General features: G+C 62.7%; 23 protein-coding genes and 1 pseudogene. 9 read left to right on the top strand and 15 right to left on the bottom strand.

Annotated features, from left to right (window positions below; genetic code table 11):
- Positions 1-21 precede the first annotated feature (21 nt).
- From ccoG to EUB48_RS19820, 3 genes are read left to right on the top strand one after another with little or no spacing between them, the layout of a single operon-like run.
- Complete coding sequence (ccoG, locus tag EUB48_RS19830; protein WP_142820794.1) at positions 22-1,476, top strand: cytochrome c oxidase accessory protein CcoG; 1,455 nt, start codon at positions 22-24, stop codon at positions 1,474-1,476.
- A gap of 9 nt (positions 1,477-1,485) precedes the next feature.
- The gene (locus tag EUB48_RS19825) at positions 1,486-1,710 is read left to right on the top strand and encodes a FixH family protein (protein ID WP_142820793.1); all 225 of its coding nucleotides are present in this window, start codon (positions 1,486-1,488) and stop codon (positions 1,708-1,710) included.
- A 33-nt stretch (positions 1,711-1,743) separates the two neighbouring features.
- The gene (locus EUB48_RS19820; protein ID WP_142820792.1) at positions 1,744-1,980 is read left to right on the top strand and encodes a hypothetical protein; all 237 of its coding nucleotides are present in this window, start codon (positions 1,744-1,746) and stop codon (positions 1,978-1,980) included.
- Positions 1,981-2,006: 26 nt separating this feature from the next.
- On the opposite strand, the gene fnr is transcribed toward EUB48_RS19820, so the two are convergent.
- Positions 2,007-2,726, bottom strand: a complete 720-nt coding sequence (gene fnr, locus EUB48_RS19815; protein ID WP_142821414.1) for a fumarate/nitrate reduction transcriptional regulator Fnr — start codon at positions 2,724-2,726, stop codon at positions 2,007-2,009.
- Between the two features lie 191 nt (positions 2,727-2,917).
- On the opposite strand from fnr, the gene hemN reads away from it, so the two are divergent.
- From hemN to EUB48_RS19800, 3 genes are all read left to right on the top strand, one after another.
- Positions 2,918-4,300 (top strand): oxygen-independent coproporphyrinogen III oxidase, encoded by a 1,383-nt coding sequence (gene hemN / locus EUB48_RS19810; RefSeq protein WP_142820791.1) that lies wholly within the window; start codon positions 2,918-2,920, stop codon positions 4,298-4,300.
- A 9-nt stretch (positions 4,301-4,309) separates the two neighbouring features.
- The gene (locus EUB48_RS19805) at positions 4,310-4,987 is read left to right on the top strand and encodes a sulfite exporter TauE/SafE family protein (RefSeq protein ID WP_142820790.1); all 678 of its coding nucleotides are present in this window, start codon (positions 4,310-4,312) and stop codon (positions 4,985-4,987) included.
- Positions 4,988-5,096: 109 nt separating this feature from the next.
- Positions 5,097-5,501: a ribonucleotide reductase subunit alpha gene (locus EUB48_RS19800; RefSeq protein WP_142820789.1), complete on the top strand. Its 405-nt coding sequence runs from the start codon at positions 5,097-5,099 to the stop codon at positions 5,499-5,501.
- 43 nt (positions 5,502-5,544) lie between these two features.
- Here the strand turns inward: EUB48_RS19800 and EUB48_RS19795 are convergent, their stop codons facing one another.
- The 11 genes and pseudogenes from EUB48_RS19795 to rsmI form a co-directional block, all read right to left on the bottom strand.
- A complete protein-coding gene (locus EUB48_RS19795) occupies positions 5,545-6,342 on the bottom strand; it encodes a peptidylprolyl isomerase (protein ID WP_142820788.1) in 798 nt (265 codons plus the stop codon).
- A gap of 12 nt (positions 6,343-6,354) precedes the next feature.
- Positions 6,355-7,089 carry a respiratory nitrate reductase subunit gamma gene (gene narI / locus EUB48_RS19790; RefSeq protein WP_142820787.1) on the bottom strand — a complete coding sequence of 245 codons (735 nt, stop codon included), beginning with the start codon at positions 7,087-7,089 and terminating at the stop codon, positions 6,355-6,357.
- Complete coding sequence (gene narJ, locus EUB48_RS19785) at positions 7,086-7,793, bottom strand: nitrate reductase molybdenum cofactor assembly chaperone (protein ID WP_142820786.1); 708 nt, start codon at positions 7,791-7,793, stop codon at positions 7,086-7,088. Before narJ ends, narI begins: the two co-directional genes overlap by 4 nt.
- Positions 7,794-7,796: 3 nt before the next feature.
- A pseudogene (narH, locus tag EUB48_RS19780) lies at positions 7,797-9,312 on the bottom strand (nitrate reductase subunit beta).
- Between the two features lie 20 nt (positions 9,313-9,332).
- Positions 9,333-13,115, bottom strand: coding sequence for a nitrate reductase subunit alpha (locus EUB48_RS19775; RefSeq protein ID WP_142820785.1), 3,783 nt, complete (start codon positions 13,113-13,115; stop codon positions 9,333-9,335).
- A 36-nt stretch (positions 13,116-13,151) separates the two neighbouring features.
- Positions 13,152-14,567, bottom strand: a complete 1,416-nt coding sequence (locus tag EUB48_RS19770; protein ID WP_142820784.1) for a NarK family nitrate/nitrite MFS transporter — start codon at positions 14,565-14,567, stop codon at positions 13,152-13,154.
- A gap of 34 nt (positions 14,568-14,601) precedes the next feature.
- The gene (locus EUB48_RS19765) at positions 14,602-15,858 is read right to left on the bottom strand and encodes an MFS transporter (RefSeq protein WP_142820783.1); all 1,257 of its coding nucleotides are present in this window, start codon (positions 15,856-15,858) and stop codon (positions 14,602-14,604) included.
- 164 nt (positions 15,859-16,022) lie between these two features.
- Positions 16,023-16,712, bottom strand: coding sequence for a response regulator (locus tag EUB48_RS19760; protein ID WP_142820782.1), 690 nt, complete (start codon positions 16,710-16,712; stop codon positions 16,023-16,025).
- A gap of 5 nt (positions 16,713-16,717) precedes the next feature.
- Complete coding sequence (locus EUB48_RS19755) at positions 16,718-18,640, bottom strand: type IV pili methyl-accepting chemotaxis transducer N-terminal domain-containing protein (RefSeq protein WP_142820781.1); 1,923 nt, start codon at positions 18,638-18,640, stop codon at positions 16,718-16,720.
- A gap of 356 nt (positions 18,641-18,996) precedes the next feature.
- Positions 18,997-19,449 (bottom strand): Lrp/AsnC family transcriptional regulator, encoded by a 453-nt coding sequence (locus tag EUB48_RS19750; protein WP_142820780.1) that lies wholly within the window; start codon positions 19,447-19,449, stop codon positions 18,997-18,999.
- Positions 19,450-19,718: 269 nt separating this feature from the next.
- Positions 19,719-20,642: a 16S rRNA (cytidine(1402)-2'-O)-methyltransferase gene (gene rsmI / locus EUB48_RS19745; protein ID WP_142820779.1), complete on the bottom strand. Its 924-nt coding sequence runs from the start codon at positions 20,640-20,642 to the stop codon at positions 19,719-19,721.
- Here rsmI and EUB48_RS19740 point away from each other — a divergent pair.
- The 3 genes from EUB48_RS19740 to EUB48_RS19730 are packed head-to-tail and all read left to right on the top strand — an operon-like array spanning position 20,642 to position 22,322.
- A complete protein-coding gene (locus EUB48_RS19740) occupies positions 20,642-21,046 on the top strand; it encodes a YraN family protein (RefSeq protein ID WP_142820778.1) in 405 nt (134 codons plus the stop codon). The genes rsmI and EUB48_RS19740 overlap by 1 nt on opposite strands.
- A 50-nt stretch (positions 21,047-21,096) precedes the next feature.
- Complete coding sequence (locus tag EUB48_RS19735; protein WP_142820777.1) at positions 21,097-21,696, top strand: phosphoheptose isomerase; 600 nt, start codon at positions 21,097-21,099, stop codon at positions 21,694-21,696.
- A complete protein-coding gene (locus EUB48_RS19730) occupies positions 21,693-22,322 on the top strand; it encodes a BON domain-containing protein (protein ID WP_142820776.1) in 630 nt (209 codons plus the stop codon). The genes EUB48_RS19735 and EUB48_RS19730 overlap by 4 nt, the downstream gene beginning before the upstream one ends.
- Positions 22,323-22,380: 58 nt before the next feature.
- Here the strand turns inward: EUB48_RS19730 and EUB48_RS19725 are convergent, their stop codons facing one another.
- From EUB48_RS19725 to EUB48_RS19715, 3 genes are read right to left on the bottom strand one after another with little or no spacing between them, the layout of a single operon-like run.
- The gene (locus EUB48_RS19725; protein ID WP_142820775.1) at positions 22,381-23,295 is read right to left on the bottom strand and encodes an NAD(P)-dependent oxidoreductase; all 915 of its coding nucleotides are present in this window, start codon (positions 23,293-23,295) and stop codon (positions 22,381-22,383) included.
- Between the two features lie 3 nt (positions 23,296-23,298).
- Positions 23,299-24,435, bottom strand: a complete 1,137-nt coding sequence (locus EUB48_RS19720) for a PilT/PilU family type 4a pilus ATPase (protein ID WP_142820774.1) — start codon at positions 24,433-24,435, stop codon at positions 23,299-23,301.
- Between the two features lie 19 nt (positions 24,436-24,454).
- Entirely contained in the window at positions 24,455-25,498 is a 1,044-nt protein-coding gene (locus EUB48_RS19715) for a type IV pilus twitching motility protein PilT (protein ID WP_142820773.1), read from the bottom strand.
- Positions 25,499-25,513 lie beyond the last annotated feature (15 nt).

Below are 25,513 nucleotides of genomic sequence, written 5' to 3'. Positions count from 1 at the left end.
CGCCTGGCACGCCTTTTGACCATGTCCGACCCGAGCACGAGAAAGATCATCCCGATCACGGTGCAGTCCGCGCCAAAAGGCGGCCCCGCTGAACCTGGCCCTGCCATGCACTCGTTGTACGAGGCCCAGAAGAAGATTTACCCGCGCAGCGTCGTCGGTTTGTTCACCCGCTGGCGCTGGGTCATGGTGGCTTTGACCCAGTTGGTGTACTACGGCCTGCCGTGGCTGGACTGGGGGCAGCGCCAGGCCGTTTTGTTCGACCTGGGGACACGCCGGTTTTACATTTTCGGGCTGGTGCTGTATCCGCAGGACTTTATCTACCTGACGGGCCTGCTCGTGATCTCGGCGCTGTCATTGTTCCTCTTTACAGCGGTTGCCGGGCGGTTATGGTGCGGCTACACCTGCCCGCAAACGGTTTACACCGAAATATTTTTGTGGATCGAGCACAAGCTCGAAGGCGATCGCATGGCGCGCATGCGGCTGGATGCGGCGCCCCCGTCGGCCAACAAGCTGCTGCGCAAAGGCAGCAAGCATTTCGTGTGGATTGCCCTGTCGTTGTGGACGGGCTTCACCTTCGTCGGCTACTTCTCGCCGATCAGGGCGCTTGGGACTGAATTTCTGCATGCCCAGGTGACGTCCTGGGAAGTGTTCTGGACGTTCTTTTATGGGTTTGCAACTTATGGCGCCGCCGGGTTCATGCGCGAGCAGGTCTGCAAATACATGTGTCCCTACGCCCGCTTTCAGAGCGCGATGTTCGACCGGGACACACTGATCGTGACCTATGACACCGCACGCGGAGAGCCACGGGGCCGGCGCGCACGCAGTGCCGACCCGGCGACGCTCGATCTGGGCGCCTGCATTGACTGCACGCTGTGTGTGCAAGTGTGTCCCACCGGCATCGACATCCGCAAAGGGCTTCAATACGAATGCATCGGTTGCGGAGCCTGCGTCGACGTGTGCGACACAGTGATGGACAAGATGGGCTACGCGCGCGGGCTGATCAAATACTCGACCGAAAATGCCATCGAGCAGCATTGGTCGCGCACGCAGATATGGCGCCGGGTACTGCGTCCACGGGTCCTGGTGTACAGCGCCATCCTGGCCGCCATCTCCCTGGCCGTGGTGTTCAACCTGGCGATGCGCACCCCGTTCCGGGTGGATGTGGTGCGGGATCGGGGCACGCTGGCGCGCGTCGTGAACGGCGGCCTGGTGGAAAATGTGTACCAGCTCCAGATCATGAATGCCACCGAGTCGGCCCAGCGCTACCGCATCACGGCCACCGGCTTGCCGGGATTGAGCGTGGTGACCGACGACACCGTGATGGTCGATGCAACGCAGTCGCGCTGGGTGGCGCTGCGCCTGCAGCTTCCCCCGGATGCGGCCCCGGCGGGATCCCACCCGATCCGGTTGGCCATCGAGGCGCTGGATTCACCGGGGCGGCTGGTCGAAAAATCTGCGTTTCTGGTCCCCCGGTAAGGAGTCAATATGAAAGACGATTGCGCGCGGCGACCCTGGTGGAAATTTGGCCTTCTCTGGATGGTGATTGCGGGCCCTGCCTTGATGGTCATGGTCAGTTTCGCGTTGGCCTACCTTGCCGTCGCCTTCCCCGACCCGGTGGAAGACAGTTACTACCACCAAAGAGTCGAAACCCACCGCGACCGGGCTACGCTCGGGGCTGTGCCCAAGGCGCCCGTGGCGGCCAAACCCTGAGGTGCGGCGGTGCACCAGCAACGGGAGAAGAGCATGTGGACGCGACGGTTGATGTGGATCGTATGGCCGGCATTTCTGGTGGCCGGCGCGCTGGAGACGCTGGTGTTTGCTATGGTGGATCCGCAAGACCTGCGCTGGTTTGGCCAGCCGGTCGCAATGTCCAGTCTGGGGGTTTACACCCTCGCGTTCTTCGCCTTCTGGGTCATTACCATGGTGTCGAGCGCGCTGACCGCGCTGCTGGCGATGTCAGCGGCCGAGGTCAATCACTGAACCCTGGCCGGTGTCGGCGCGCCGGTTTAGTGGCAGGCCACGGGATGGGCCATGTGTTGCAAGGCGGGCGCATCGAGTATGCGGATATGGCGCTGCCTGACCTCGACGATGCCGTCTTCCGCAAATTTCGAGAATGTGCGGCTGACCGTTTCGAGCTTGAGGCCGAGGTAGCTGCCAATTTCTTCGCGCGTCATGCGCAGTACCAGCTCGGATGGCGAGAAGCCGCGTGCATGCAGGCGCTGCGCCAGATTCAGTAAAAATGCCGCCAGGCGCTCTTCGGCCCGCATGCTGCCCAGCAGCAGCATGACCCCGTGCTCGCGCACGATCTCGCGGCTCATGATCTTGTGGACATGGCGCTGCAGGGCATTGACTTCGCGCGACAGCTCCTCGATCCGCTCGAATGGCATGACGCAGACTTCGGCATCCTCCAGTGCGATGGCATTGCAGGTGTGATGATCGTTGACGATGCCGTCGAGCCCAACGACTTCTCCGGCCATCTGGAAGCCCGTGACCTGATCGCGCCCGTCCTCGGCCGCCACACAGGTTTTGAAGAAACCGGTGCGAATGGCATAGAGCGAGTTGAACTTCTCACCATTGTGGAACAATGTGGCCCCGCGCTTGACCTTGCGCCTCGTGGTCACCAGCTCGTCGATACGGCGCAATTCTTCGGCATTCAGGTCCAGGGGCATGCACAACTCCCGCAGGTTGCAGTTGGAGCAGGCGACCTTGATGGTTTGCGGCTTCATGTTGAGCGGCACGACGCCACCTTTGAAAACTGCGACGGGCTCCTTTGTTGGTTCGGCAATGGGAATAAACATGCTGCCCTCCTGATGTGGCTCAATTGTTGACGAGCAAGTATCGCCTCAGGTTGACTTATGTCAATCAACTTTCGGGCAATTGACGGCACAGTTGGGCATGCAAGAAGAGGATGTCGTTGATGAATGTTGTTTCGCCCGAGCTGCTTGCCCAATTTGATGTGCCGGGGCCGCGCTACACCTCATATCCGACAGCAGATCGCTTTGTCGAGGCGTTCACCGTAGACGACTACGAGCTGGCACTCAAGCAGCGCCGCAACGGGGGCGCCGCGATGGCGTTGCCGCTATCGATTTATGTGCATATCCCGTTTTGCGAGTCACTGTGTTACTACTGTGCCTGCAACAAGATTATTACAAAACACCACGAGCGATCAGCACCCTATCTGCGTTACCTGAGTCGTGAAATCGATCTTCATACGGCGCAGTTGGGCGGCGGCCAGGTCGTTAGCCAATTGCATCTGGGTGGTGGCACCCCGACCTTTCTCAATGACGCCGAGCTGCGCGAGTTGATGGTCATGTTGCGGCGCAGTTTCTCGCTCGCTCCGGGGGGTGAGTATTCCATCGAGATCGATCCGCGAACGGTGAATGCCTCGCGTCTGGCGACGTTGGCGGAACTCGGCTTCAACCGCCTGAGCTTCGGGGTTCAGGACTTTGATCCGGCGGTCCAGAAGGCCGTGCACCGTGTGCAGCCCGCCGAACAGGTGTTTGCGCTGGTGGAGGCCGCCCGGCAGCAGGGATTTGAGTCGGTCAATGTGGATCTGATCTACGGTTTGCCGCAACAAACGCCCGAGTCGTTCGACCGCACGCTGGCCCAGGTGGTCGAGCTGCGGCCGGATCGCATCGCGCTGTATGCCTATGCCCACCTGCCGGAGCGCTTCAAGCCGCAGCGTCGCATTGTCACGGCGGATTTGCCCGCGGGGGCCGCCAAGGTCGAAATGCTGTCTCGCTCAATTTCGGCCTTTTTGGATGCTGGTTATGTTTATGTAGGCATGGATCATTTTGCGCTGCCGAACGACGCCCTGGCGGTGGCCAAGCGCCAGGGGCGGCTGCACCGCAACTTCCAGGGCTACAGCACGCAGCCCGATTGCGACCTTATTGCGCTGGGCGTGTCTGCGATTGGCCGCATCGGGGCCACCTACAGCCAGAACGCCAAGACCCTGAACGAGTATTACGACCATCTGGATCAGGGGCGTTTGCCTATCGTACGGGGCCTGGCGCTGAACCGCGACGATCTGGTGCGCCGCGCGGTCATCATGGCACTGATGTGCCAGGGGGAGCTTCAGTTTGAGCCGATCGAGCTGGCGTTCCTGCTGGATTTCCGGCGCTACTTTGCCGCCGAGCTCGAAGCCCTGCGGGCGCTGGAGGAGCAGGGTTTGGTGGTGTTCGGCGACGCAGGTCTCCAGGTCACTGCCCGTGGCTGGTTTTTTGTGCGGGCCGTGGCCATGGTCTTTGACCGCTATTTGCAGGCGGACCGCAACCGCGCGCGGTATTCCAGAATCATCTGAAGCGCGTCCATGCAAACCTCGCTTGCCGTGACCGCATTGCTGATGGGCCTGGTGGGCGGACCGCACTGCCTTGCCATGTGCGGTGCCGCCTGCGCGGGCCTTGGGCAGGCGGCCGGTGCGCGCCCATCCCTCGCCATGGGAGCATTCCAGCTGGGGCGGCTGTTGGGCTACTCCGCACTGGGTGCGGTTGCAGCCGCTTCGCTGCAGGGGGTTGGCTGGCTGAGTACCCAATCTGCAGCGCTGCGACCGGCCTGGACGCTCTTTCATGTGGCGGCCGTCGTGATGGGACTGGCCTTGCTGTGGCGGGCCCGCCAGCCGGTCTGGCTGGAGGCGCCTGCCCGCAAGGTCTGGAGCAAGGTCAGGGCAGTCAACGCAGCGTGGGGGCACGGCGGCCCCTTGGCGATCGGCGCGCTATGGACGTTCCTGCCGTGCGGCCTGCTTTATTCGGCGTTGCTGGTGGCCGCATTGACCAGCCGCCCGCTGGAAGGCGCAGCGGTCATGGCGCTTTTTGCGCTCGGCAGCAGCGTCTCACTCATGACCGGCCCCTGGCTGCTGCTGCACCTGCGTGGCGATGGCTCGGGCCGCTGGGGCGTCCGTGTGGCGGGCATGGCGCTGGCGGCCAGCTCGGGCTGGGCATTGTGGATGGGCTTTGCGCATAATACGGCGCCATGGTGTCTCACCTCCTGAGGGCCTCGCCCAGCTTGAGCACCAGGTCATTTGGGCGGCCGACGTCTCCAGAGAACAGGAAAGACATTTTTGTGGCATTCGCCGAACCTCAATTCAGTGGAGAGAACCGATGATGATTTCGAGCTTTGACGACTTGTTGCTGGCGACCCGACAGCAGGTCGAGCCGCAGCGCTTGCTGTTTGTATTCTCGGGTGCTGACCTGCCGGATGACGCCACACCAGAACAACATTCCCGCTTTCAGTCGGGAATGGGGGGCGCATTGACGCCGCTCATGTGTGTGGACAAGATGCCGGAAGAACTGGATACGTTTTCCGCACTGGTCGAGGAGTCGCGCGAGTTCGGACATGAATGGGCCATTGTGTTTGTCGCTGCGTTGGCAGGAAGCGGTGGACTGGCACCGACCAGCGAGGATGCGGAGGTGCCTTTGCAGCGCATGGTGGAATCCATCAAGGCCGGTTTGCTGGGATCCTTTATCCCGTTCGACCGCCAGGGACAGCCTGTGATACTGAGCTGACGCGGGTATCTGCCGCAAAGTCCGCCAGCCCGACTTGGTGGGGTTACTGGACCAGAGGCGTGTCGGCCGCGTCGAGGTCGATGCCTTCAAGACGGGCCGCACCGGCCAGCAGGCGCAGGTACTGACGCAGTGCGGTGACATACGCCTGTTGTCGCAGCGACATCGTCACCGCGCCGCGTACCGACTCAAACGGCTGCGCAGTGCCGGACTCGCGTTCCAGCACTTCCACAACGTGCAGTCCGAAGCGGCTGTGCACCAGACGTGGCAACACACCCACTTCGATGTGGCCGAATAATTCACGGGCGAATTCGGGGGCGCAGTCGCTGGCACTCAGCCAGCCCAGGTCGCCACCCTCGGCCCCACTGGGGCAGTTGGACAACTCGCGGGCTGTGCCCGCAAAGTGATCCATATCGCCGTTGTGGCAGCGTACGTCGAGCAATGCGGCTTCCGCGCGTTTGCGCAGTGCCACAACATCAACGCCCGGCGTCACCGCAAACAGGATGTGCCGCACGCGCACCTTTTCGCCCGTGCGGTAGGTGCCCTGATTCGCAGCGTGATGACGCCGACAGGCCTCCTCAGACGGGTCAGGCACCTTCAGTTGCTGCTCGATCAGGCTGTCAATGGCCTGTGCCGCCAATTCGCTGATAACGCCGTCAAAGGATGGTGCATCGTCGTCGGCGAGGAGTCCGGCGGCTTGTGCGGCCTGGCGCAACAGTTCAGTACAACCGCGCTGGCGCAGTTCGTCGGGCGCGACCATTTCGTCGGGGCGGTTCAGGGCCACGCCATTGACGTAGGCCACGGCAATGTTGGAGGCGTGAGATGTCAGTGTGTCGGTCGGCATGATGGTTCCTGGTTATACGCCGGCGCCGGGCTGGCGTGGCAGGTTCTGGTCCTTGGGGACGTTCAGCCTGCGGCTGCGCACCACCTGATATGGACGGACGAGATAAGTGATCGATGCAAATCCGCTCCACACGTGCACCAGTCGGGTGAACGGAAAGATCAGGAAAATGGTCATGCCCAGGAACATGTGGACCTTGAACACCCAGCTCGCACCGGCAAGAAGTTCAACGGCGCCGGTGCGGAAGGTCACGATGCGTTGCGCCCACTCGGCCAGAAGCAGCATCATGCTGCCATCCAGGTGTTGGGCCGAGAGTGGAATCGTGGCCAATCCGAGCGCGAGCTGGAGCCAGAGCAAGACGACGATCGTGATGTCGCTGGTTTTCGAAGTGGCCCGGATGCGCGGGTCGGCCAGGCGGCGATGCAGCAGGATCGTCAGGCCAATGAAGCCGAGTACTCCGGCGATGCCGCCGCTGACCATGGCCGTCAATTGCTTGGCGCCGGCGCCGATGAAGTGCTCGTACACGACGTGGGGGGTCAGCATGCCAAAGAAGTGGCCGAAGAACAGGAACAGCACACCGATGTGGAAAAGGTTGCTGCCCCAGCGCAGTTGCCCGGTGCGCAGGAGCTGCGACGAGTCGCTTTTCCACGTGTACTGGTCACGGTCAAAACGCAGCAGACTGCCAAGCAGAAAGACGGTCAGGCAGATGTACGGGTAGTAGCCAAACAGGAAGGTGTCGAGGGCGTTCATACGGAGGCTCCTTGCCCGGAAGCGGTCTTGGGCATGGAGCGGCCGGGCTCCGCTCTGACAATGTGAATGGGTTGCGGTTGGCCGGGTTTGGCCTGTCCCTGCGACGAGCAGCCATCGAACGCCAGGGGCTCGACCCAACTGGCATCCAGTGACTCCTCCGGCGCCTGCTTGACCGGCTGGGCCTTTTCACCCGCCAGCTCCAGCAAGGCGCCAAGGACGCTGGCATAAGCGCTCTGGCGTTGCTGAAGGGCGCCAAACAAGGTGTTGAAAATGTGCGCCATCTCGGCCAGAAAGGCCCGGGCTTCCTTCGGTGGCTGGGTCGAGACAAACTCCAGCACCGCGGGCAGATAGTCGGGCAGTTCGTCGGGCGCCAGGTACAGGCCGGCCTTTTCATAGGTCTGCGCCAGATCGATCATGGCCGGACCGCGGTCTCGTGAATCGCCGTGAACGTGCTCGAAAAGATGCAGCGAGGTGGAATGCCCGCGATCGAACAATTCCACATAGGCGGCTTCCGAGTTCATGGCGTCTGCCTGAATCAGCGAGTCGATCAGGGCGTCGAGTTCAACAAGCCGGTCGACGCCGATGGCGCGCTCGTTGTGCAACACGTCGCGCATGGCGGCCAGGTGTGCGTGCAGTTCCGCGCCCGGGTACGACAACAATCCGGCAAGGACGCGCAGGGTCAAACTTGTATTGTGGATGGCCATAATTCAAACCTCCGCCTTGATCGGGATCGTGCGTTTCTTGATGCCGCCAAACAGGCTCGTTTCGCTGGCACCGTCCGAGCATCCGTTGCCGAACGAAGCCCCCCCGCATGTCGAACGTGTTCTCCGCGTATTCACGGTGCGAGGTCGGGATGACGAAGCGGTCCTCGTAGTTGGCAATCGCCATGGTCTGGTACATGTCTTCCACCACGGCCTGGCTCATCTGGACCTGGTTCAGCGCCGCGAGGTTGATGCGGCCGTCCACATGCTTTTCGCGCTGGTAGGCCCGCATGGCCAGCATGCGCTCGAGTGCACGTACCACAGGCATGGTGTCGCCGGCGGTCAGCAAGTTGGCCAGGTACTTGACCGGAATTCGCAATTGGCTGACGTCGGGAATCTCGCCGTTGATACCCACTTGTCCCGCGTTGGCTGCGGCCGTGATAGGCGACAGCGGCGGCACGTACCAGACCATGGGCAGCGTGCGGTATTCGGGGTGCAGCGGCAGTGCGACTTTCCATTGCACCGCCATTTTGTAGACGGGGCTCTTGCGCGCCGCATCCATCCAGGCGTCGGGAATCCCGTCAGCGCGCGCCTGCTCGATCACCTTGGGGTCGAACGGGTCGAGGAAGATATCGAGTTGCGCCTGGTAGAGGTCGCGGTCGTGTTCCACGCTGGCCGCTTCCTGGATGCGGTCGGCGTCATACAGCAGCACGCCCAGGTACCGGATGCGCCCCACGCAGGTCTCGCTGCACACGGTGGGCTGGCCCACCTCGATACGCGGGTAGCAGAAAGTGCACTTCTCGGCCTTGCCGGATTTCCAGTTGTAGTAGATCTTCTTGTAGGGGCAGCCACTCACGCACATACGCCAGCCGCGGCACTTGTCCTGGTCGATCAGGACAATGCCATCTTCCTCGCGCTTGTAGATCGAACCCGACGGGCAGCTGGCGACACACGCCGGATTCAGGCAGTGCTCGCACAGCCGGGGCAGGTACATCATGAAGGTGTTTTCGAACTGGCCGTAGATGTCCTTCTGGATGTCATCAAAATTCCTGTCCTTTGAGCGCTTGCTGAATTCCCCGCCCAGTATTTCTTCCCAGTTCGGGCCCCACTCAATTTTTTCCATGCGCTGACCGGTGATGAGACTGCGGGGCCGCGCGGTGGGCGTCGCCGTCATTTCCGGTGCCGATTGCAGATGGGCGTAATCGAAGGTGAAGGGTTCGTAGTAGTCGTCTATTTCCGGCAGATTGGGGTTGGCAAAGATGCGCATCAGCAATTTCCACTTGACCCCCTGGCGCGGCTCGATCTTGCCGTTAGCCTTTCGAATCCAGCCACCGTTCCACTTGTCCTGGTTTTCCCATTCCTTGGGGTAACCAATGCCGGGCTTGGTCTCGACGTTGTTGAACCAGGCGTATTCCATGCCGGGGCGGCTGGTCCATACGTTTTTACAGGTGACGGAGCAGGTATGGCAGCCGATGCACTTGTCCAGATTGAGTACCATGCCGATTTGGGCGCGTATTTTCATGCGGATTCTCCTTGTGCGGGTCAGGCGGTCGCGGGCGTCGCAGGGGCGGGTGTATCCAGCCAGTCGACCTTGGCCATTTTGCGAACCAGCACGAATTCGTCGCGATTGGTGCCGATCGTGCCGTAGTAGTTGAAGCCGTAGCTGAACTGCGCGTAGCCGCCGATCATGTGCGTCGGCTTGAGCACGATCCGTGTCACCGAATTGTGAATACCGCCGCGCGCCCCGGTGATCTCCGAGCCCGGTGTGTTGATAATTTTCTCCTGGGCGTGATACATCATGACCATGCCGGGCAGCACCCGCTGGCTCACGACGGCACGGGCCGTGAGCGCGCCATTGACGTTGAACAGTTCGATCCAGTCGTTGTCCACGATCCCGATGCGTTTCGCGTCGTCTTCGCTGATCCACACACAGGGCCCGCCGCGGCTGAGCGTGAGCATCAGCAGGTTGTCGGTGTAGGTGGAGTGAATCCCCCACTTCTGGTGCGGCGTGATGAAGCTCAGCGCAATCTCGGGATTGCCGTTGGGCTTGATGCCCTGCATGCCAGCGGTCGTCTTCAAGTCCACCGGCGGGCGGTAGCTCGCCAGGCCTTCGCCGAACGCAATCATCCAGGGGTGGTCGAGATAGAACTGCTGGCGCCCGGTCAAGGTGCGCCAGGGAATCAGCTCGTGCACATTGGTGTAGCCCGCGTTGTACGAAACGGTCTCGGATTCGATGCCGCTCCAGGTCGGCGAGCTGATGATCTTGCGGGGTTGCGCCTGGATGTCGCGGAAGCGGATTTTCTCATCCTCGCGGTGCAGCGCCAGGTGGGTGTGGTCAATCCCGGTCTGCTTGCTCAGGGCGGCCCAGGCCTTGACGGCCACATGGCCATTGGTCTCCGGCGCCAGCATCAACACGGTCTCGCAAGCGTCGATGTCGGTGTCGATCTTCGGCATGCCGCAGGTGGCACCTTCCGCCGTGACCAGGCCGCTGAGTTCGCCGAGCTGCCTGACCTCCGTCTGGGTGTTCCAGCCGATACCCTTGCCGCCGTTGCCGACCTTGCCCATCAGGGGACCCAACGCCGTGAAGCGCTTGTAGACGTTGGGGTAGTCGCGCTCGACCACCTGAAGGTTCGGGGCCGTCTTGCCCGGAATCAAATCGCATTCGCCGCGCTTCCAGTCCTTCACCTCGAAGGGTTGGGCCAGCTCGGACGGGCTGTCGTGCATCAAGGGTGTGAGTACCAGCTCGCGTTCCACCCCCAGGTGTCCCACACAGATCTCGCTGAACTTCCTGGCGAAGCCCTTGTAGATTTCCCAGTCGCTCCTCGACTGCCAGGCCGGATCCACGGCGGTGGACAGCGGATGGATGAAGGGGTGCATGTCGCTGGTGTTGAGATCGTTTTTCTCGTACCAGGTGGCGGTGGGCAACACAATGTCGCTGTACAGGCAGGTGGTGCTCATGCGAAAGTCCAGCGTGACGAGCAGGTCGAGTTTGCCTTCCGGGGCCTTGTCGTGCCACACCACTTCGGTGGGCTTGGCCTGGTCCGCACCCAGATCTTTTCCCTGCACGCCGTGGGTCGTGCCGAGCAGATGCTTGAGGAAGTACTCGTGTCCCTTGCCGGACGAACCCAGGATGTTGGAGCGCCACACGAACATGTTGCGCGGCCAGTTGTCGGGGTGATCGGGGTCGGTGCAACTCATCTTCAAGGAGCCGTCCTTCAGACCCTTGACCGCGTAGTCCCTGGGATCGACGCCTGCGGCCTGTGCATCGCGCACGACCTGCAGCGGGTTGGTTTGCAGCTGCGGTGCCGATGGCAGCCACCCCATGCGCTCGGCGCGCACGTTGTAGTCGATCATGCTGCCGCCAAATGTTTTCTTGTCGGCCAGTGGCGACAGTACTTCTTCCAGGCCGAGTTTTTCGTAGCGCCACTGGTCGGTATGCGCGTAGAAAAAACTGGTGGAATTCATCTGGCGCGGCGGGCGGATCCAGTCGAGCGCAAAGGCGAGGGCTGTCCAGCCGGTCTGTGGCCGCAGCTTCTCCTGGCCCACATAGTGGGCCCAGCCACCACCGCTCTTGCCGATGCAACCGCACATCATCAGCATGTTGATGATGCCGCGGTAGTTCATGTCGCAGTTGTACCAGTGGTTCATGCCCGCGCCGATGATGATCATCGACTTGCCCTGGGTTTTTTCCGCGTTATCGGCAAACTGCCGTGCCACCGTGATGACCTGCTCGCGCGGCACCCCCGTGATTTGCTCCTGCCAGGCTGGTGTGTAGGGCGCGTTATCGTCATAGCTTCGCGCGGCGTGCTCGCCAGGCAGTCCCCGCGCGATACCATAATTGGCCGCCAGCAGGTCGAACACGGTGGTCACGAGGACCTCGCGCTTGTCGCCCTCCTTGCCGAGCGAAATCAGATGGGCCGGCACGGTGCGCACGGTAATGTCATCGCCCGGGTTGTTGGTGTAATGCGGATTTTCGACGTTGCCGAAATACGGAAAACCAACCTGGGCCGTGGTGGTGCCCAGTTTGTCGCCCTCCAGCAGCGACAGTTTGAGTTTCACCTCGTTGCCGTGGCGCGCTTCCTTGGCTTCCAGATTCCACTGGCCTTCATCGGCCCGGCCTTCGGGACCCCAGCGAAAGCCAATCGCTCCATTCGGCAGCACGACCTTGCCCACTTCATCGAAGGCAACGGTCTTCCATTCAGGGTTGTTGGCCTGGCCCAGCTTGCCGTTGAAGTCCGAGGCGCGTACATAGCGATCCGGCACCATGATCTTGTCGCCGGCGGCAGTCGTGTGCTCTTTGAGCATCACCAGCATCGGCAGATCGGTATAGCGCCGTGCGTAATTGTCGAAGTACGCACTGCGCTTGTCGAAGTAGAACTCCTTCAGGATCACGTGGCCCATGGCCATGGCGACGGCTGCGTCGGTGCCCTGCTTGGGATGCAGCCACAGGTCTGCCAGCTTCGCGACCTCGGAGTAGTCGGGCGTGATCGAAATAATTTTGGCGCCCTTGTAACGCACCTCCGTGAAGAAGTGCGCGTCGGGCGTGCGCGTCTGCGGCACATTGGAGCCCCAGGCCATGATGAAGGTGGAGTTGTACCAGTCGGCCGACTCGGGCACGTCGGTCTGTTCCCCCCACACCTGCGGGCTGCTGGGCGGCAGATCGCAGTACCAGTCGTAAAAGCTCAGGTTCACGCCGCCGATCAGCGACAAATAGCGGCTGCCCGAGGCGTAGCTGATCATCGACATCGCGGGAATCGGCGAGAACCCGACAATGCGGTCAGGCCCGTGCTTCTTGATGGTGTAGACGTTGGAGGCCGCGACGATCTCGTTGACCTCGTCCCAAGTGGAGCGCACAAAGCCGCCGAGCCCGCGCACGCTCTGGTAGTCGCGCCGTTTGGCGTCGGACTGGACAATGCTGGCCCACGCGTCAACCGGGTCGTGCGCGATGCGTGCTTCGCGCCAGGACTTGAGTAGCCGGCCGCGCACCATGGGGTACTTGACGCGGTTCGCGCTATACAGATACCAGCTGTAGCTGGCGCCGCGCGAGCAGCCGCGCGGCTCGTGATTGGGCATGTCCCAGCGCGTGCGCGGATAGTCGGTTTGCTGCGTTTCCCAGGTGACGATGCCGCCCTTGACGTAAATCTTCCAGGAGCACGAACCTGTGCAATTGACGCCGTGCGTGGAACGCACGATCTTGTCGTGCGCCCAGCGGTTGCGGTAAGCATCTTCCCAGGTCCGGTCTTCTCCGGTGGTCACCCCATGATCCCCGGAAAATGTTTCTTTGGGGTTGGAGAAATAGTTCAGTCGATCGAGAAAGTGGCTCATCTTGTTTCCTCAAAGTAAGGGGGTTGCGAGTGCGGTTCAGCACGGCCGCTCTGCACCGCGGCGGGCGTAGAACCACCAGGTGACCGCGATGCAGGTGATATAGAAAACGATGAACCACCACAGCGCTGCATGAGGGCTGCCTGTCATGGCGATGGAGGTTCCATAGCTTTTGGGGATAAAGAAGCCACCATAGGCGCCCATGGCAGCGGTGAATCCGAGGACGGCTGCGCCCTGCTTGGTGCCTTCCCTGGCTGCTTGAGCCTGCGCCTCGGGGCCTTGGCCGCGCACGGCTTCGAGGCATTCATCCATGAAAATCACCGGGATCATGCGAAACGTGGAGCCATTGCCGACACCCGAGGCGAGGAACAGCGCCATGAAGCACAGGAAAAATCCGGTCAGATTCCCGCCGGCGCCGCCGTGCGGCAAATACTGCATCACGCCATAGACGCCCGCGGCCATCGCGACAAAGGTCCACAGACTTACGCGGGCGCCCCCCATCTTGTCGGCCAGCCAGCCGCCCACAGGTCGGATCAAGGCGCCTAGAAATGGCCCCATCCAGGCGAATTCCAGCGGATTTACGCCGGGGAACTGGCTCTTGATCAGCAGCGGAAACCCGGCTGAAAAGCCAATGAAGGAGCCGAAGGTTCCCAGGTACAGCCAGCACATCACCCAGTTGTGCTTGCGCTTGAAAATCACGGCCTGCTCGGAGAAAGAGGCCTTGGCGTCGGCGATGTCGTTCATCATCAGATAGGCCAGCAGCGACGTAATCAAGATTGGAATGACCCAGACGAAGGCTGCGTTTTGCAGCCAGATCTGCTTCATGACGCCGCCGGGCATCTGCACGGTTCGAGCGTCGCCGCCGAACCAGCCGAAAATCCCGACAGAAATCACCAGCGGCACCATGAACTGGACGGCAGAAACCCCCAGGTTTCCCAGTCCGGCGTTGAGGCCGAGGGCCGAGCCCTTGCGCTCCTTGGGAAAGAAGAAGCTGATGTTGGACATGCTGGAGCTGAAGTTGCCGCCACCGAAGCCGCACAATGCGGCCAGAGTGAGCATCACCCAGTACGGCGTTTGCAGGTCTTGCACGGCAAACCCGATGCCGATGGCGGGAATCAGGAGCGACAGCGTGGAGAGCACGGTCCAGCGCCGCCCGCCGACGATGGGCACCATGAACGAATAAAAGATGCGCAGCGTGGCACCTGCCAGCGAGGGCAGGGCGGCCAGCCAGAACAGCTCGTCCGTGCTGTATTTGAAACCGACGGCGGGCAACTGCACGACCACGGCGCTCCACACCATCCAGACGGCGAAAGCGAGGAACAGGGCGGGAATGGAAATCCACAGATTGCGGTTCGCGATGGCCTTGCCTTCTTCTGCCCAGAAGGCCTTGTCCTCCGGGGTCCACAGGGCCAGCAGCTTTCCGGTACCGGTGGTTCCTGATGCCGATGTTGTCATGGTGAATTCCGTTTCTTGGTGGAAATGTTTGCCTTCAACCTTGCAGGCCAAGGTCTTTCGTCTGGTCGCCGACCACGGCGGCGCGCCTGACCTCGGTGAAATACATCCAGATGAGCGAGACCCAGACCACGCCGTACAGCAGCATGAAGGCGCTCGAACGGATGCCCGTCAGGTCCATCAGAACGCCGAACAGGATCGGCAGCACAAAACCACCGAGCCCGCCGGCCAGGCCGACCACGCCCGAGATGACACCGATGTTGGCGGGGTAGTCGTCCGCGATGTACTTGAATACGGAGGCCTTGCCGAACGCCCAGGCTATGCCGAGCACAAACATGAGTGCGGTGAAGGCCCAGACATTGAGGCCGATATGGAATGTCTTCTCGCCATTCGCGGTCAGAATGGTGAAGCTGGTTTGCGGGTAGCTGAGCAGAAACAGGCAGATCCAGCTGACCCACAGGACCCACCAGGTGACCGAGTGAGCGCCGTACTTGTCCGACAGCCAGCCGCCGGCCGCACGCAGCACGCCACCGGGCAGCGAGAAACAGGCGGCGAGCAGCGCGGCGGCGCGGATGTCGAAGCCATATTCGCCCACGTAGTACTGCACCATCCACAGGCTCATGGCCACATAGCCGCCGAACACGATGGAATAGAACTGGCAGAGTTTCCAGACCTTGGGATCCTTCAGGGCGGCGAGCTGCTCGCGCCAAGTAATTTTCGAGTCGACCCGATGGGCCGGATCCTGGTAGCTGAAAAACCAGAACAGCAACGCGGCTGCGAGCATCACGACCGCATACACCTGGGGCACGACGGCCCAGCCAAAGGCCACCACCAGCGCCGGCGCCACGAACTTGTTGACGGCGGCGCCGGAGTTGCCGGCACCGTAGACGCCCATGGCAAAGCCCTGGCGGTTTTTGGGAAACCAGCGTGCGACGTAGGGCGTGCCGACCGAAAACGAACCGCCGGCCAGACCGACGAAAAGACCCAGCACGAGGTAGTGCCAGTACAGCGTGGCGTGGGAAATCAGGTAGATGGGCACGACGCACAGCAGCATCAGCGCAAACATCACGATGCGCCCGCCGAACTTGTCGGTCCACATGCCAAGCGGCACGCGCACCAGGGACCCGGTCAGCACGGGCATCGCGGCCAGCAGGCCGAACTCTGTGGCATTCAGGTGGAGTGCTTTTTTGATCGGGATGCCGATCACGCCAAACATCATCCACACCATGAAACACACGGTGAAAGCCAGTGTGCTGACGATCAGCACCGACAGGGCCTGACTCTTCCTGCTCATGACCCAAACTCTTGTTTTTGCATGAGCCCACTCTAGGGGTCATTCGCTGGCTTCAACATCCTCCTGTGGAGCCACATGGGCACCTCAAAAGGATGAGGGATGAGGCGACGACATGGTTCCAAAGAACCACCCCGCGGGCAATAAGCCCCCTTACTTGCGCTGGATCAAGTCAGGCCGCCTTCGGTTGCGATAACCGCGGCGTGGACGCGTGAGCTCACATTGAGTTTGCGCAGCACCTGCTGCACATGGTTCTTGACCGTTGTTTCCGCAATTCCGAGGTTGCGGCCAATTTCCTTGTTGCTCGCGCCGTGTGCAATGCCGCGCAGGATCTCGAGCTCACGCGGCGACAGCGCATCAAACGGCGTTGCCGCCGCCGTCTCCTGCGCGGGCGTGTCACGCACGGGCGCGCTGGCGGCGTCACGGTAGGCCGCGACAAGCTTGCCGGTCATCTCGTCGGCCACGATGCTCTCTCCGCGCATCGCGCGCTCGATGGCAGCCGCCAGGCGGTCGCCCTCGATGGTTTTGAGCAGGTAGCCACAGGCCCCGCCGCGCAGGGCGGCCGCCAGATCGCGCTCGTCCTCGCTCACCGTGAGCATCAAGATGCGTGCTTGCGGTGCCGCCTCGCGCAGGGCCGGCAGGGCGTCCACGCCGTTCACGCCGGGCAGGTGGTTGTCCAGCAGGATCACGTCGGGCTGGAGTTCCTGGGCGCGCCGCTGGGCCTGGCCCGCGTCGGCGGCGTCGCCGATCACCTCGAATTGGGGCTCGCGCGAGAGCAGCGCGGTCAATCCCCGGCGGAACAGGGAATGGTCGTCCACGACAAGGATGCGGATCGGGGCAGAAGGGCTTGACAACATCGGGTTCAGCTCAAGGCAGTGGCACCGGACCTGGTAGCCGGTGCAAGGGCCGACAGAGTGCTGGGCAGCGGTGGCAATGTCAGCACCATGGAGGTTCCGCGGCCGCGGGTGGAAAGCACTTCGAGCCGTGCGCCGATGCGCTCGGCACGTTCGGCCATGATGCGCAAACCCACATGGGTGTCGTCGAAGGGGCTGCCGTCGACTTCGAAGCCGATGCCATCATCACGCACTTCGAAGCGCCATTCGGGCTGCTGCTGCACGTCCAGCCAGACTTGCGATGCGCGTGCATGCTTGCGAACATTCGACAGCGCTTCCTGCACGATGTGCAGCACCTGGATCTGCAGGTCGGGGGGCAGCGGCACGCCATAGCCAGTCGTCTGCAGGCTTGTTTTCAAGCCGCTCTGGTGCTCGAACTTCTGCAATGTAGTGGCCAGCGCCGGTTCAATGTCTTCCGTGTTGGTGCGGGTGCGGAAGTGCAGCAGCAGTTCGCGCACGTCACCGTAGCTTTCACGCACACCGGCGTCAATTTCATCCAGAACCTGTTCCATCTGGCGCCGATCGAGCGAGCGCACGGCGTCCCGCATCAGCTGCACCTGTATTTTCAGGAAGGCCAGCGACTGTGCAATGGAGTCATGCAGCTCGCGGGCCAGCAGGTGGCGTTCCTGCGAGACGGCCGCCTCCTTCTCCAGGGAGTCCAGGCGTAAATTTTCCATTGCACTGGCCAGATGACTGGTGAGCGCCTCCAGCAGGGATCGCTCGCCGCTGGACAGCGCGATGCGGGCGTGAAAGAACAGGTCCACCTCACCCATGACCCGCTCATGCAGGCGGATGGGAATGTTGATGACTGTCTCGAAGCCCGCCTTCGCGCAGTGCAGCGGCGTGGTCCGTGGCTCACCCTGGATGGGAATGATCCGCAAGCCCGGCAGGTGCGTCGGTGTGCCGCAATGACAGTCGCCGTTGTGGATGCATTGCTCTGCCTCCAGCATGTAGGCGGGCAGCCCTTGCGCCGCCAGCATGAGATAGCGCTCGTTGGCATGGCTGGACCAGCGCAGTGCCACGCCGTCCGCCCGCGCAATGCGCTGGATGCTCTGCGCGAAACCTTTGGCGAGTTCGTCGAGCGAATCCGCCTGGGTGACCAGCATATTGACCTCATACAAGCTCTCCAGCCGCGCGCTCTTTTCTTCCAGCTGCGCCGTTTTCTCGGCGACCTTGCTCTCCAGTGTGCGGTACATCGTTTGCAAGTGTTGCGCCATGCCGTTGAAGCCTTCGGCCAGCGTGCCGAACTCGTCGCTGGTGACCTTCTCGACCCGTGCATGAAAGTCGCCTCCCTGAATCCGCTCAATGGCCTTTTTCAACTGCTCGACCGGTTCGAGCACGTACAAATAACCGCAGTAAAGCAGAAGGGTCGTGCTCACGACGGCCAACGCCATCATGGCCAACTGGAGGAGATGCAGCAGGGTCGTCCAGCGGGACATATGTGCCTCGATGCCGGCCACGAGGGCGTCGATATGGCTGGCGAACTCCATCGTGTCGGCCCCCAAATCCGTCATGGTGTCCGGTCGGGTCAGCACCCAGTGTTTGCGAAAAGCCGCCCATTCCCGCTCCACCACGGCAAAGCGGCTTTGCACGGTTTCGTCCCAAGGCACCAGCAGCGGGCGCTCCGGGTCTCCGCGGCGCAGCAATTTCAGCCTGTCGTCAAATTCCGCCGCCTGCCGGGACAGGGCCTGCGCGTTCGCGGTGCTGACCGACAGCGCCATGGCGTACGCCTGCATGCGCATGCGGCCAGTTTCGTTCACTGCAGCGGCGCCTCCATTGAGCTGCCACGACACCCAAAGGGTGGAGGAAATCAGCAGCAGCGCCATCAGCAGAAAAGGTGTGCCCAGCAGAACCAGCTTGGTGCCCAAGCCCCATTGCTTTTTTAAACTCATGCCGGGAGTGTGCTCTAGATTCCCCGAATGGGCCACGCTGCATTCATGGTGATTTGACTTGTATCAAGGCTCGGTGCGGCGTTCGGGGGCAGCATGCGCAACCATGGCCGCGCTGCGATGGTTGAGCCGACGTAGCCATGCTCCTCCAAGAGAGTGCTTCCAGATCACGACATGCCGGAAATCCAGGAGTGAATGCCGGCACTTGCTCTCAGCAGAATTGCTATTGAATTAATAGCTTAATACACAGATGGAGTATGGGCTTGAGCCTGATTTTATGCTCAATGTCCGGTCATCATGAAGAAGCGATGGCCGGCACCCATGAGCGACCCAGCCCTGTCGGTGCGGCCTCCTCGCCCTCAGCCGAGCGGCAAGTCCGACCTTTTCAGGGTGCGCAGCACGAAGCTGGACTTGCTGTGGCGGATGCCCTTGATCTTGTACAGGCGCTCGCGCAGCAGCCGCTCGTAATCGCGGGTGTCGCGTACGGCGATGCGCAGCAGGTAGTCGTAGTCGCCCGACACCAGATACGCCTCCATCACTTCCGGAATGCTGGCCAGGGTTTCGCCGAATTTCTCCAGCGTGTTGTCCGAGTGGCTGTCGAGCGTGACCTGCACCAGCACCGTGTCGTGCAGCCCCAGCGCCTGCGGGTTCAGGCGCACGGTGTAACCCTCGATCACGCCCGCCTCCTCCATCTTGCGAATGCGCCCCCAGCAGGGCGATGGGCTCAGGCCCACCGCCTGCCCGACCTCTTGCAGGCTGGCGCGGGCGTTGCCCTGCAGGACTTTCAGAATTTTCCGGTCGACCGTATCCATGAAGACGAATTATCTTTAGAAATTAATAAAACCAAATGATTTTTCTTGAATAATTCCAAATCGTCAAAAAATAAGCAAATCTTTCCTCCCCGATGCCGCGATACTTTCAAACCAAGGCACCCATTACCGGTGGGTGTTGGCGGCAAAGCAGCCAGCGGGTTACCGCTTGTCTGGCAGGCTTGGGCCGGGTCGTACCTCATGAGGGCGGGCTTGTTTGTGGCCACGCTCGCCGGCGCCGATGCAAGGGGCGACGCGCGAGCCGGGTGCCGTCAGCCGCCCGATTCATCCTTCTTCAGTGCCAGTGCGGCGTCATACAGGACATTGCGCGAGGCGCCGGTGATGTCTGCGGCCAGCCGTACGGCGGTCTTCAGGGGCAACTCCGACAGCAGCAATCGAAGAATTCGCTGCTCGCTGCCCGACTCGGCGGCCACCACGGCCGAATGCAGTACCAGCACGAATTCACCACGCGTGCGCTGGGGTCCGTTCATGAACCATTGCGGCAAATCCGCGGCATCGACGGTGGCGATTTCCTCGAACTGTTTGGTCAGCTCGCGCGCCACTGTCACCGGGCGCTTGCCCAGGACCGCCAGCGCGCGCGCCAGCGCCTCGATGCGGTGCGGTGCTTCCAGCAGCACCACGGCGCGCGGCTCGCCGGCCAGCCCTTGCACCGCCGCCTCGCGCTCGGCCGCCTTGGCGGGCAGAAAACCGGCAAACACAAAGCCGCTGTCCTGCGCGCCGGGTGTCACGATGCCCGCCACGCTGAGCGCCGCGGTGATGCTGCTGGCACCCGGCAGCGGCACGACGGCCAGGCCGGCGGCGCGCACTGCGGCCACCAGCCGGGCGCCGGGGTCGCTGATGGCGGGTGTGCCGGCGTCGCTCGCGTAGGCGATGCGCTGCCCTTGCTGCAATCGCTCGACGACGAGGTGCGCGGCCTGCGCTTCATTGTGCTGATGCACGGCCAGCAACTGGGCCGGCGCCTTGTCGATGCCGTAGGCCCGCAACAGCGCCTGCGTGTGACGCGTATCTTCGCAGGCGATGGCGTCGGCCAGCGCCAGCACATGCAGCGCACGCAGGCTGATGTCGGCCAGGTTGCCGATGGGCGTGGCCACCACAAACAGCGTGCCTTGCGGATAATGCTGGGCAGATGCTGCCTCGTGCGCAGCACTCAAGGCGAAGGCATAGGTCGCAGTCAATGGAATTCCTCAAAAAGAACATGCAAACGGGCAGCGCACACAAGCCGCCCACTACAAAACAGGCTGGCGACGCCGCGGAAGAGCAGGCGCTCGAGCATTTGCAGGCGGCGGGCCTGCGCCTGCTGCAGCGCAATTATCGGACGCCCGGGCGCGGCGGCGGCGAAATCGACCTGATCATGCGCGACGCCGCCGGCACCCTGGTGTTTGTCGAAGTGCGCCAGCGCGCGAGCGCCTCGCACGGCGGCGCGGCCGCCAGCGTGGGCAGCGCCAAACAGCGGCGCATCGTATTCGCGGCCCGCTACTACCTGATGCGCCTGCGCGAGCCGCCGCCGTGCCGCTTCGACGTGGTCACCATCGAGGCCGGCCGCCTGGCGTGGCTGCAGGCCGCTTTTGACGCGTTCTGACGCTGTCGTCCTACATTCTGTTTCAGACCGCGCGGTTATCATCCACGCTCATGCTAGAGCTCCGAATCCAACAGCATTTCATTGACAGCGCCGATCTGAAATACCAGTCCGCCCAGTCCCTGAGCAAACCCATCGCAGCGGCCGTGCAGGCCGTGCTTGCCTGCGTCACGAGCGGTGGCAAGGTGCTGGCCTGCGGCAACGGCGGCTCGGCCGCCGATGCGCTGCATTTTGCGGCCGGGTTCGTGGGCCGCTTCGAGCGCGAGCGGCCCGAGCTGGGCGCCATCGCGCTGGGCGGCAACAGCGCGGTCCTGACGGCGCTGGCCGATGACTACGGCTTCGACGCAGTATTTGCCAAGCAGGTGCGCGCGCTGGGGCAGGCCGGTGATGTGCTGCTGGCCATTTCCACCAGCGGCGACTCGGCCAACGTACTGGCCGCCATCGAAGCGGCGCACGAGCGCGACATGACCGTGGTGGCACTGACCGGCCGTGGCGGCGGCAAAACGGGCGCGGCACTGCGCGAGACCGACGTGCACGTGTGCGTGCCGCACGAGCGCGCGGCACGCATCCAGGAGGTGCATGGCCTGGTGCTGCATTGCATTTGCGACTGCGTCGATACCCAATTACTAGGTGAACAGGAGACTTCGACATGACAAGGTTCAATTCGAGACGCACGGTGATGACCCTGCTGGCGGCAATGGCGGCGGCGTCCTTAAGCGGCTGCTTCCCACTGGTGGCGGCGGGCGCCGCGGGCGGCGCCCTGGTGGCCACCGACCGGCGCACCTCGGGCACCCAGCTGGAGGACCAGGGCATCGAGATGCGCGCCGGCAAGGTGCTGCGCAACAGCCCGGTGGAGCCGGCGCATATCGATGTGACCAGCTACAACCGGCGCGTACTGCTGACCGGTGAAGTGCCGACGGCGCAGGACAAGCAGTTGGCCGAACAACTGGTATCGCGCGTCGAGAATGTCGGCGCGATCGTGAACGAGCTGCAAGTGGGGGAAAACGCCTCGCTGACGCAGCGCTCCTCCGATACGCTGATCACGGGCAGGGTCAAGGCCTCGTTCGTGGACGCCAGGGATTTGTACGCGAATGCCTTCAAGGTCGTCACCGAAAACGGCACGGTGTATCTGATGGGGCGGGTGACGCAGCGCGAGGCCGAGCGCGCCACCGACATTGCGCGCAGCGTGAGCGGCGTGCAGCGCGTGGTGCGGATCTTCGATATCGTGGGCGAAGCAGAACTGCTCCAGCAGGAAGTGCCGCAACAACCCGCGAAATAAGCCCGGATGGCATGGCCCCCAAGGGAACTTGGCCGCCTCGGGGCGGCCCTGCAGAGGCTTAGTGCAAGCGCTTGATCAGGCTTGACGTGTCCCAGCGCTGGCCGCCCAGCTGCTGGACATCGGCGTAAAACTGGTCAACCAGCGCCGTGACCGGCAACTGGGCGCCGTTGCGCCGGGCCTCGTCCAGCACCAGCCCCAGGTCCTTGCGCATCCAGTCGACCGCGAAGCCGAAGTCGAACTGACCCGCGATCATCGTCTTGCCGCGGTTGTCCATTTGCCAGCTTTGCGCCGCGCCCTTGCCGATGACCTCCAGCACCTGGGCCATGTTCAGCCCGGCTTTGGCGCCAAAGGCGATGGCTTCGGCCAGGCCCTGTACCATGCCGGCGATGCAGATCTGGTTCACCATTTTGGTGAGCTGGCCCGCGCCGCTCGCGCCCAGCAGCGTGAAGGCGCGCGCGAACGCCATGGCCACGGGGCGCACGGCCTCGAAGGCCGTCGGCTCTCCGCCGCACATCACGGTTAGCTGTCCGTTCTGGGCGCCCGCCTGGCCGCCCGACACGGGCGCGTCGATGAACTGCAGACCGAGATGTTTGGCAGCCGCAAACAGCTCGCGCGCGACGTCGGCGGAGGCCGTGGTGTGATCGACAAAAATCGCGCCCGGGGCCATGCCGGCGAGCGCGCCCTCGGCGCCCAGTGTCACGGCGCGCAGGTCGTCGTCATTGCCGACGCAGCAGAACACGATGTCGGCGCCCTGCGCTGCCCCGCGCGGTGTTGCCGCATGTTTCGGGGCCGCAGCTCCTGCAAACTCTGCGCACCATGCTATTGATTTGGAAGCGGTTCGGTTGTACACCGTGACCTGGTGGCCGGCGCGTGCCAGGTGGCCCGCCATGGGGTAGCCCATGACACCGAGGCCGAGAAAGGCGACTTTGCGCGAGGGCGCTGCTTCGTAGGTTTTGGGGTTGATGCCGGACATGGTTTAAACGATTGAGAGGTGTTCGGTGCCTGCGGACAGGTCCTGCGATTTGGCGCGCTGCGAGTTGAGCTTGATCTGCAGCCGCAAATCATTGAGGGAGTCCGCGTTGCGCAAGGCGTCTTCATAGGAAATCACGCTGCTCTCATACGCGTCGTAGAGTGCCTGGTCGAAGGTCTGCATGCCCAGGTTGCGGCTCTTTTTCATGATTTCCTTGATCTCGCTGACCTCGCCCTTGAAGATCAGGTCGGAAATCAGCGGCGAATTCAGCATGATCTCAACGGCGGCCGAGCGGCCCTTGCCGCTTTGCTTGGGCACCAGCCGCTGCGACACCAGCGCGCGCAGGTTGAGCGACAGATCCATCAGCAGCTGCGAGCGCCGCTCTTCCGGAAAGAAGTTGATGATGCGCTCCAGCGCCTGGTTGGCGCTGTTGGCGTGCAGCGTGGCCATGCACAGGTGACCGGTCTCGGCAAACGCCATCGCGTGTTCCATGGTCTCCCTGTCGCGGATTTCGCCCATCAGGATCACGTCGGGCGCCTGGCGCAGCGTGTTCTTCAGGGCTGCTTCCCAGCTGTCGGTGTCGATGCCGACCTCGCGCTGGGTGATGACGCAGTTCTTGTGCGCGTGCACAAATTCAATCGGATCTTCCACGGTGATGATGTGGCCGTAGGAGTTCTCGTTGCGCCAGTCGATCATGGCCGCCAGCGTGGTGGTCTTGCCCGAGCCGGTGGCGCCGACCAGAATGCACAGCCCGCGCTTGGACATCACCACGTCCTTGAGAACCTGCGGCATGCCCAGGCCGTCGAGAGTGGGGACGGCGTTCGGGATGACGCGCAGCACCATGCCGACCATGCCCTGCTGCATGAAGGCGTTCACGCGGAAGCGGCCGATGCCGGCCGGCGCGATGGCGAAGTTGCACTCCTTGGTGCGCTCGAAATCCGCCACCTGCTTGTCGTTCATGATGGAGCGCGTCAGCGCCAGCGTGTGCGCCGCGTTGAGCGGCTGCGGCGAGACCTTGGTGACCTTGCCGTCGACCTTGATGGCGGGCGGAAACTCCCCCGTGATGAACAGGTCGCTGCCGTTGCGGCTGACCATCAGTTTGAGCAGATCGTTGATGAACTTGCTGGCTTGATCGCGCTCCATGAGAGCACCTCCTGTTGTTCTAGCCGGGGAAATTGTCCGGAATTTTGGCCTTGCCGCGCGCCTCGGCCGGGCTGATCATGTTGCGCTTGACCAGGTCGGTGAGGTTCTGGTCCAGCGTCTGCATGCCCACGCTGTTGCCGGTCTGGATGGTCGAGTACATCTGCGCCACCTTGGCCTCGCGGATCAGGTTGCGGATGGCGCTGGTGCCCAGCATGATTTCGTGCGCGGCAACACGGCCGCTCCCGTCCTTGGTCTTGCACAGCGTCTGCGAAATTACCGCCTGCAGCGACTCCGATAGCATGGAGCGCACCATTTCCTTCTCTTCGGCCGGAAACACGTCGATGATGCGGTCGATGGTCTTGGCCGCGCTGCTGGTGTGCAGCGTGCCGAACACCAGGTGGCCGGTCTCGGCCGCCGTCATGGCCAGACGGATGGTTTCCAGGTCGCGCATTTCGCCCACCAGGATCGCGTCCGGGTCCTCGCGCAGGGCCGACTTGAGCGCGGCGCTGAAGCTGAGCGTGTGCGGGCCGACCTCGCGCTGGTTGATCAGGCATTTCTTGGATTCGTGCACGAACTCGATCGGGTCTTCCACCGTCAGGATGTGGCCGTACTCGGTCTCGTTCAGGAAGTTGACCATGGCCGCCAGCGTGGTCGATTTGCCCGAACCGGTCGGGCCAGTCACCAGCACCAGGCCGCGGGGTTTTAGCGCCAGTTCGCCAAAAATCTTTGGCGCACCGAGCTGCTCGAGCGTCAGGATCTTGGACGGGATGGTGCGGAACACCGCGCCGGCGCCGCGGTTCTGGTTGAAGGCGTTGACCCGAAAGCGCGCCAGGCCGTCGATCTCGAACGAGAAGTCGATCTCCATGAACTCTTCGTAGTTCTTGCGCTGGGTGTCGTTCATGATGTCGTACACCATGCCGTGCACCTGCTTGTGGTCGAACGCATCGACGTTGATGCGCCGTACGTCGCCGTTCACGCGGATCATCGGCGGCAGGCCGGCGGACAGATGCAGATCGGAAGCTTTGTTTTTAACGCTGAAAGCAAGCAGTTGGGTGATATCCACAGCTCTCCCGGTGGT

The organism is Rhodoferax sediminis (assembly GCF_006970865.1).
GTDB lineage: Bacteria > Pseudomonadota > Gammaproteobacteria > Burkholderiales > Burkholderiaceae_C > Rhodoferax_A > Rhodoferax_A sediminis.
This window is presented reverse-complemented; position numbering and strand designations above follow the sequence as displayed.

Bases quoted from the DNA above. Each gene is read 5' to 3' on its own strand.
- EUB48_RS19735 (WP_142820777.1), top strand. From the start codon at position 21,097: ATGCTAGAGCTCCGAATCCAACAGCATTTCATTGACAGCGCCGATCTG.
- EUB48_RS19825 (WP_142820793.1), top strand. From the start codon at position 1,486: ATGAAAGACGATTGCGCGCGGCGACCCTGGTGGAAATTTGGCCTTCTC.
- EUB48_RS19820 (WP_142820792.1), top strand. From the start codon at position 1,744: ATGTGGACGCGACGGTTGATGTGGATCGTATGGCCGGCATTTCTGGTG.
- EUB48_RS19760 (WP_142820782.1), bottom strand. From the start codon at position 16,712: ATGTTGTCAAGCCCTTCTGCCCCGATCCGCATCCTTGTCGTGGACGAC.
- EUB48_RS19725 (WP_142820775.1), bottom strand. From the start codon at position 23,295: ATGTCCGGCATCAACCCCAAAACCTACGAAGCAGCGCCCTCGCGCAAA.
- EUB48_RS19740 (WP_142820778.1), top strand. From the start codon at position 20,642: ATGGAATTCCTCAAAAAGAACATGCAAACGGGCAGCGCACACAAGCCG.
- EUB48_RS19795 (WP_142820788.1), bottom strand. From the start codon at position 6,342: ATGCCGACCGACACACTGACATCTCACGCCTCCAACATTGCCGTGGCC.
- EUB48_RS19800 (WP_142820789.1), top strand. From the start codon at position 5,097: ATGATGATTTCGAGCTTTGACGACTTGTTGCTGGCGACCCGACAGCAG.
- fnr (WP_142821414.1), bottom strand. From the start codon at position 2,726: ATGAAGCCGCAAACCATCAAGGTCGCCTGCTCCAACTGCAACCTGCGG.
- narI (WP_142820787.1), bottom strand. From the start codon at position 7,089: ATGAACGCCCTCGACACCTTCCTGTTTGGCTACTACCCGTACATCTGC.
- EUB48_RS19770 (WP_142820784.1), bottom strand. From the start codon at position 14,567: ATGACAACATCGGCATCAGGAACCACCGGTACCGGAAAGCTGCTGGCC.
- EUB48_RS19775 (WP_142820785.1), bottom strand. From the start codon at position 13,115: ATGAGCCACTTTCTCGATCGACTGAACTATTTCTCCAACCCCAAAGAA.
- EUB48_RS19755 (WP_142820781.1), bottom strand. From the start codon at position 18,640: ATGAGTTTAAAAAAGCAATGGGGCTTGGGCACCAAGCTGGTTCTGCTG.
- EUB48_RS19805 (WP_142820790.1), top strand. From the start codon at position 4,310: ATGCAAACCTCGCTTGCCGTGACCGCATTGCTGATGGGCCTGGTGGGC.
- EUB48_RS19730 (WP_142820776.1), top strand. From the start codon at position 21,693: ATGACAAGGTTCAATTCGAGACGCACGGTGATGACCCTGCTGGCGGCA.
- EUB48_RS19750 (WP_142820780.1), bottom strand. From the start codon at position 19,449: ATGGATACGGTCGACCGGAAAATTCTGAAAGTCCTGCAGGGCAACGCC.
- EUB48_RS19720 (WP_142820774.1), bottom strand. From the start codon at position 24,435: ATGGAGCGCGATCAAGCCAGCAAGTTCATCAACGATCTGCTCAAACTG.
- EUB48_RS19765 (WP_142820783.1), bottom strand. From the start codon at position 15,858: ATGAGCAGGAAGAGTCAGGCCCTGTCGGTGCTGATCGTCAGCACACTG.
- narJ (WP_142820786.1), bottom strand. From the start codon at position 7,793: ATGGCCATCCACAATACAAGTTTGACCCTGCGCGTCCTTGCCGGATTG.
- ccoG (WP_142820794.1), top strand. From the start codon at position 22: ATGTCCGACCCGAGCACGAGAAAGATCATCCCGATCACGGTGCAGTCC.
- hemN (WP_142820791.1), top strand. From the start codon at position 2,918: ATGAATGTTGTTTCGCCCGAGCTGCTTGCCCAATTTGATGTGCCGGGG.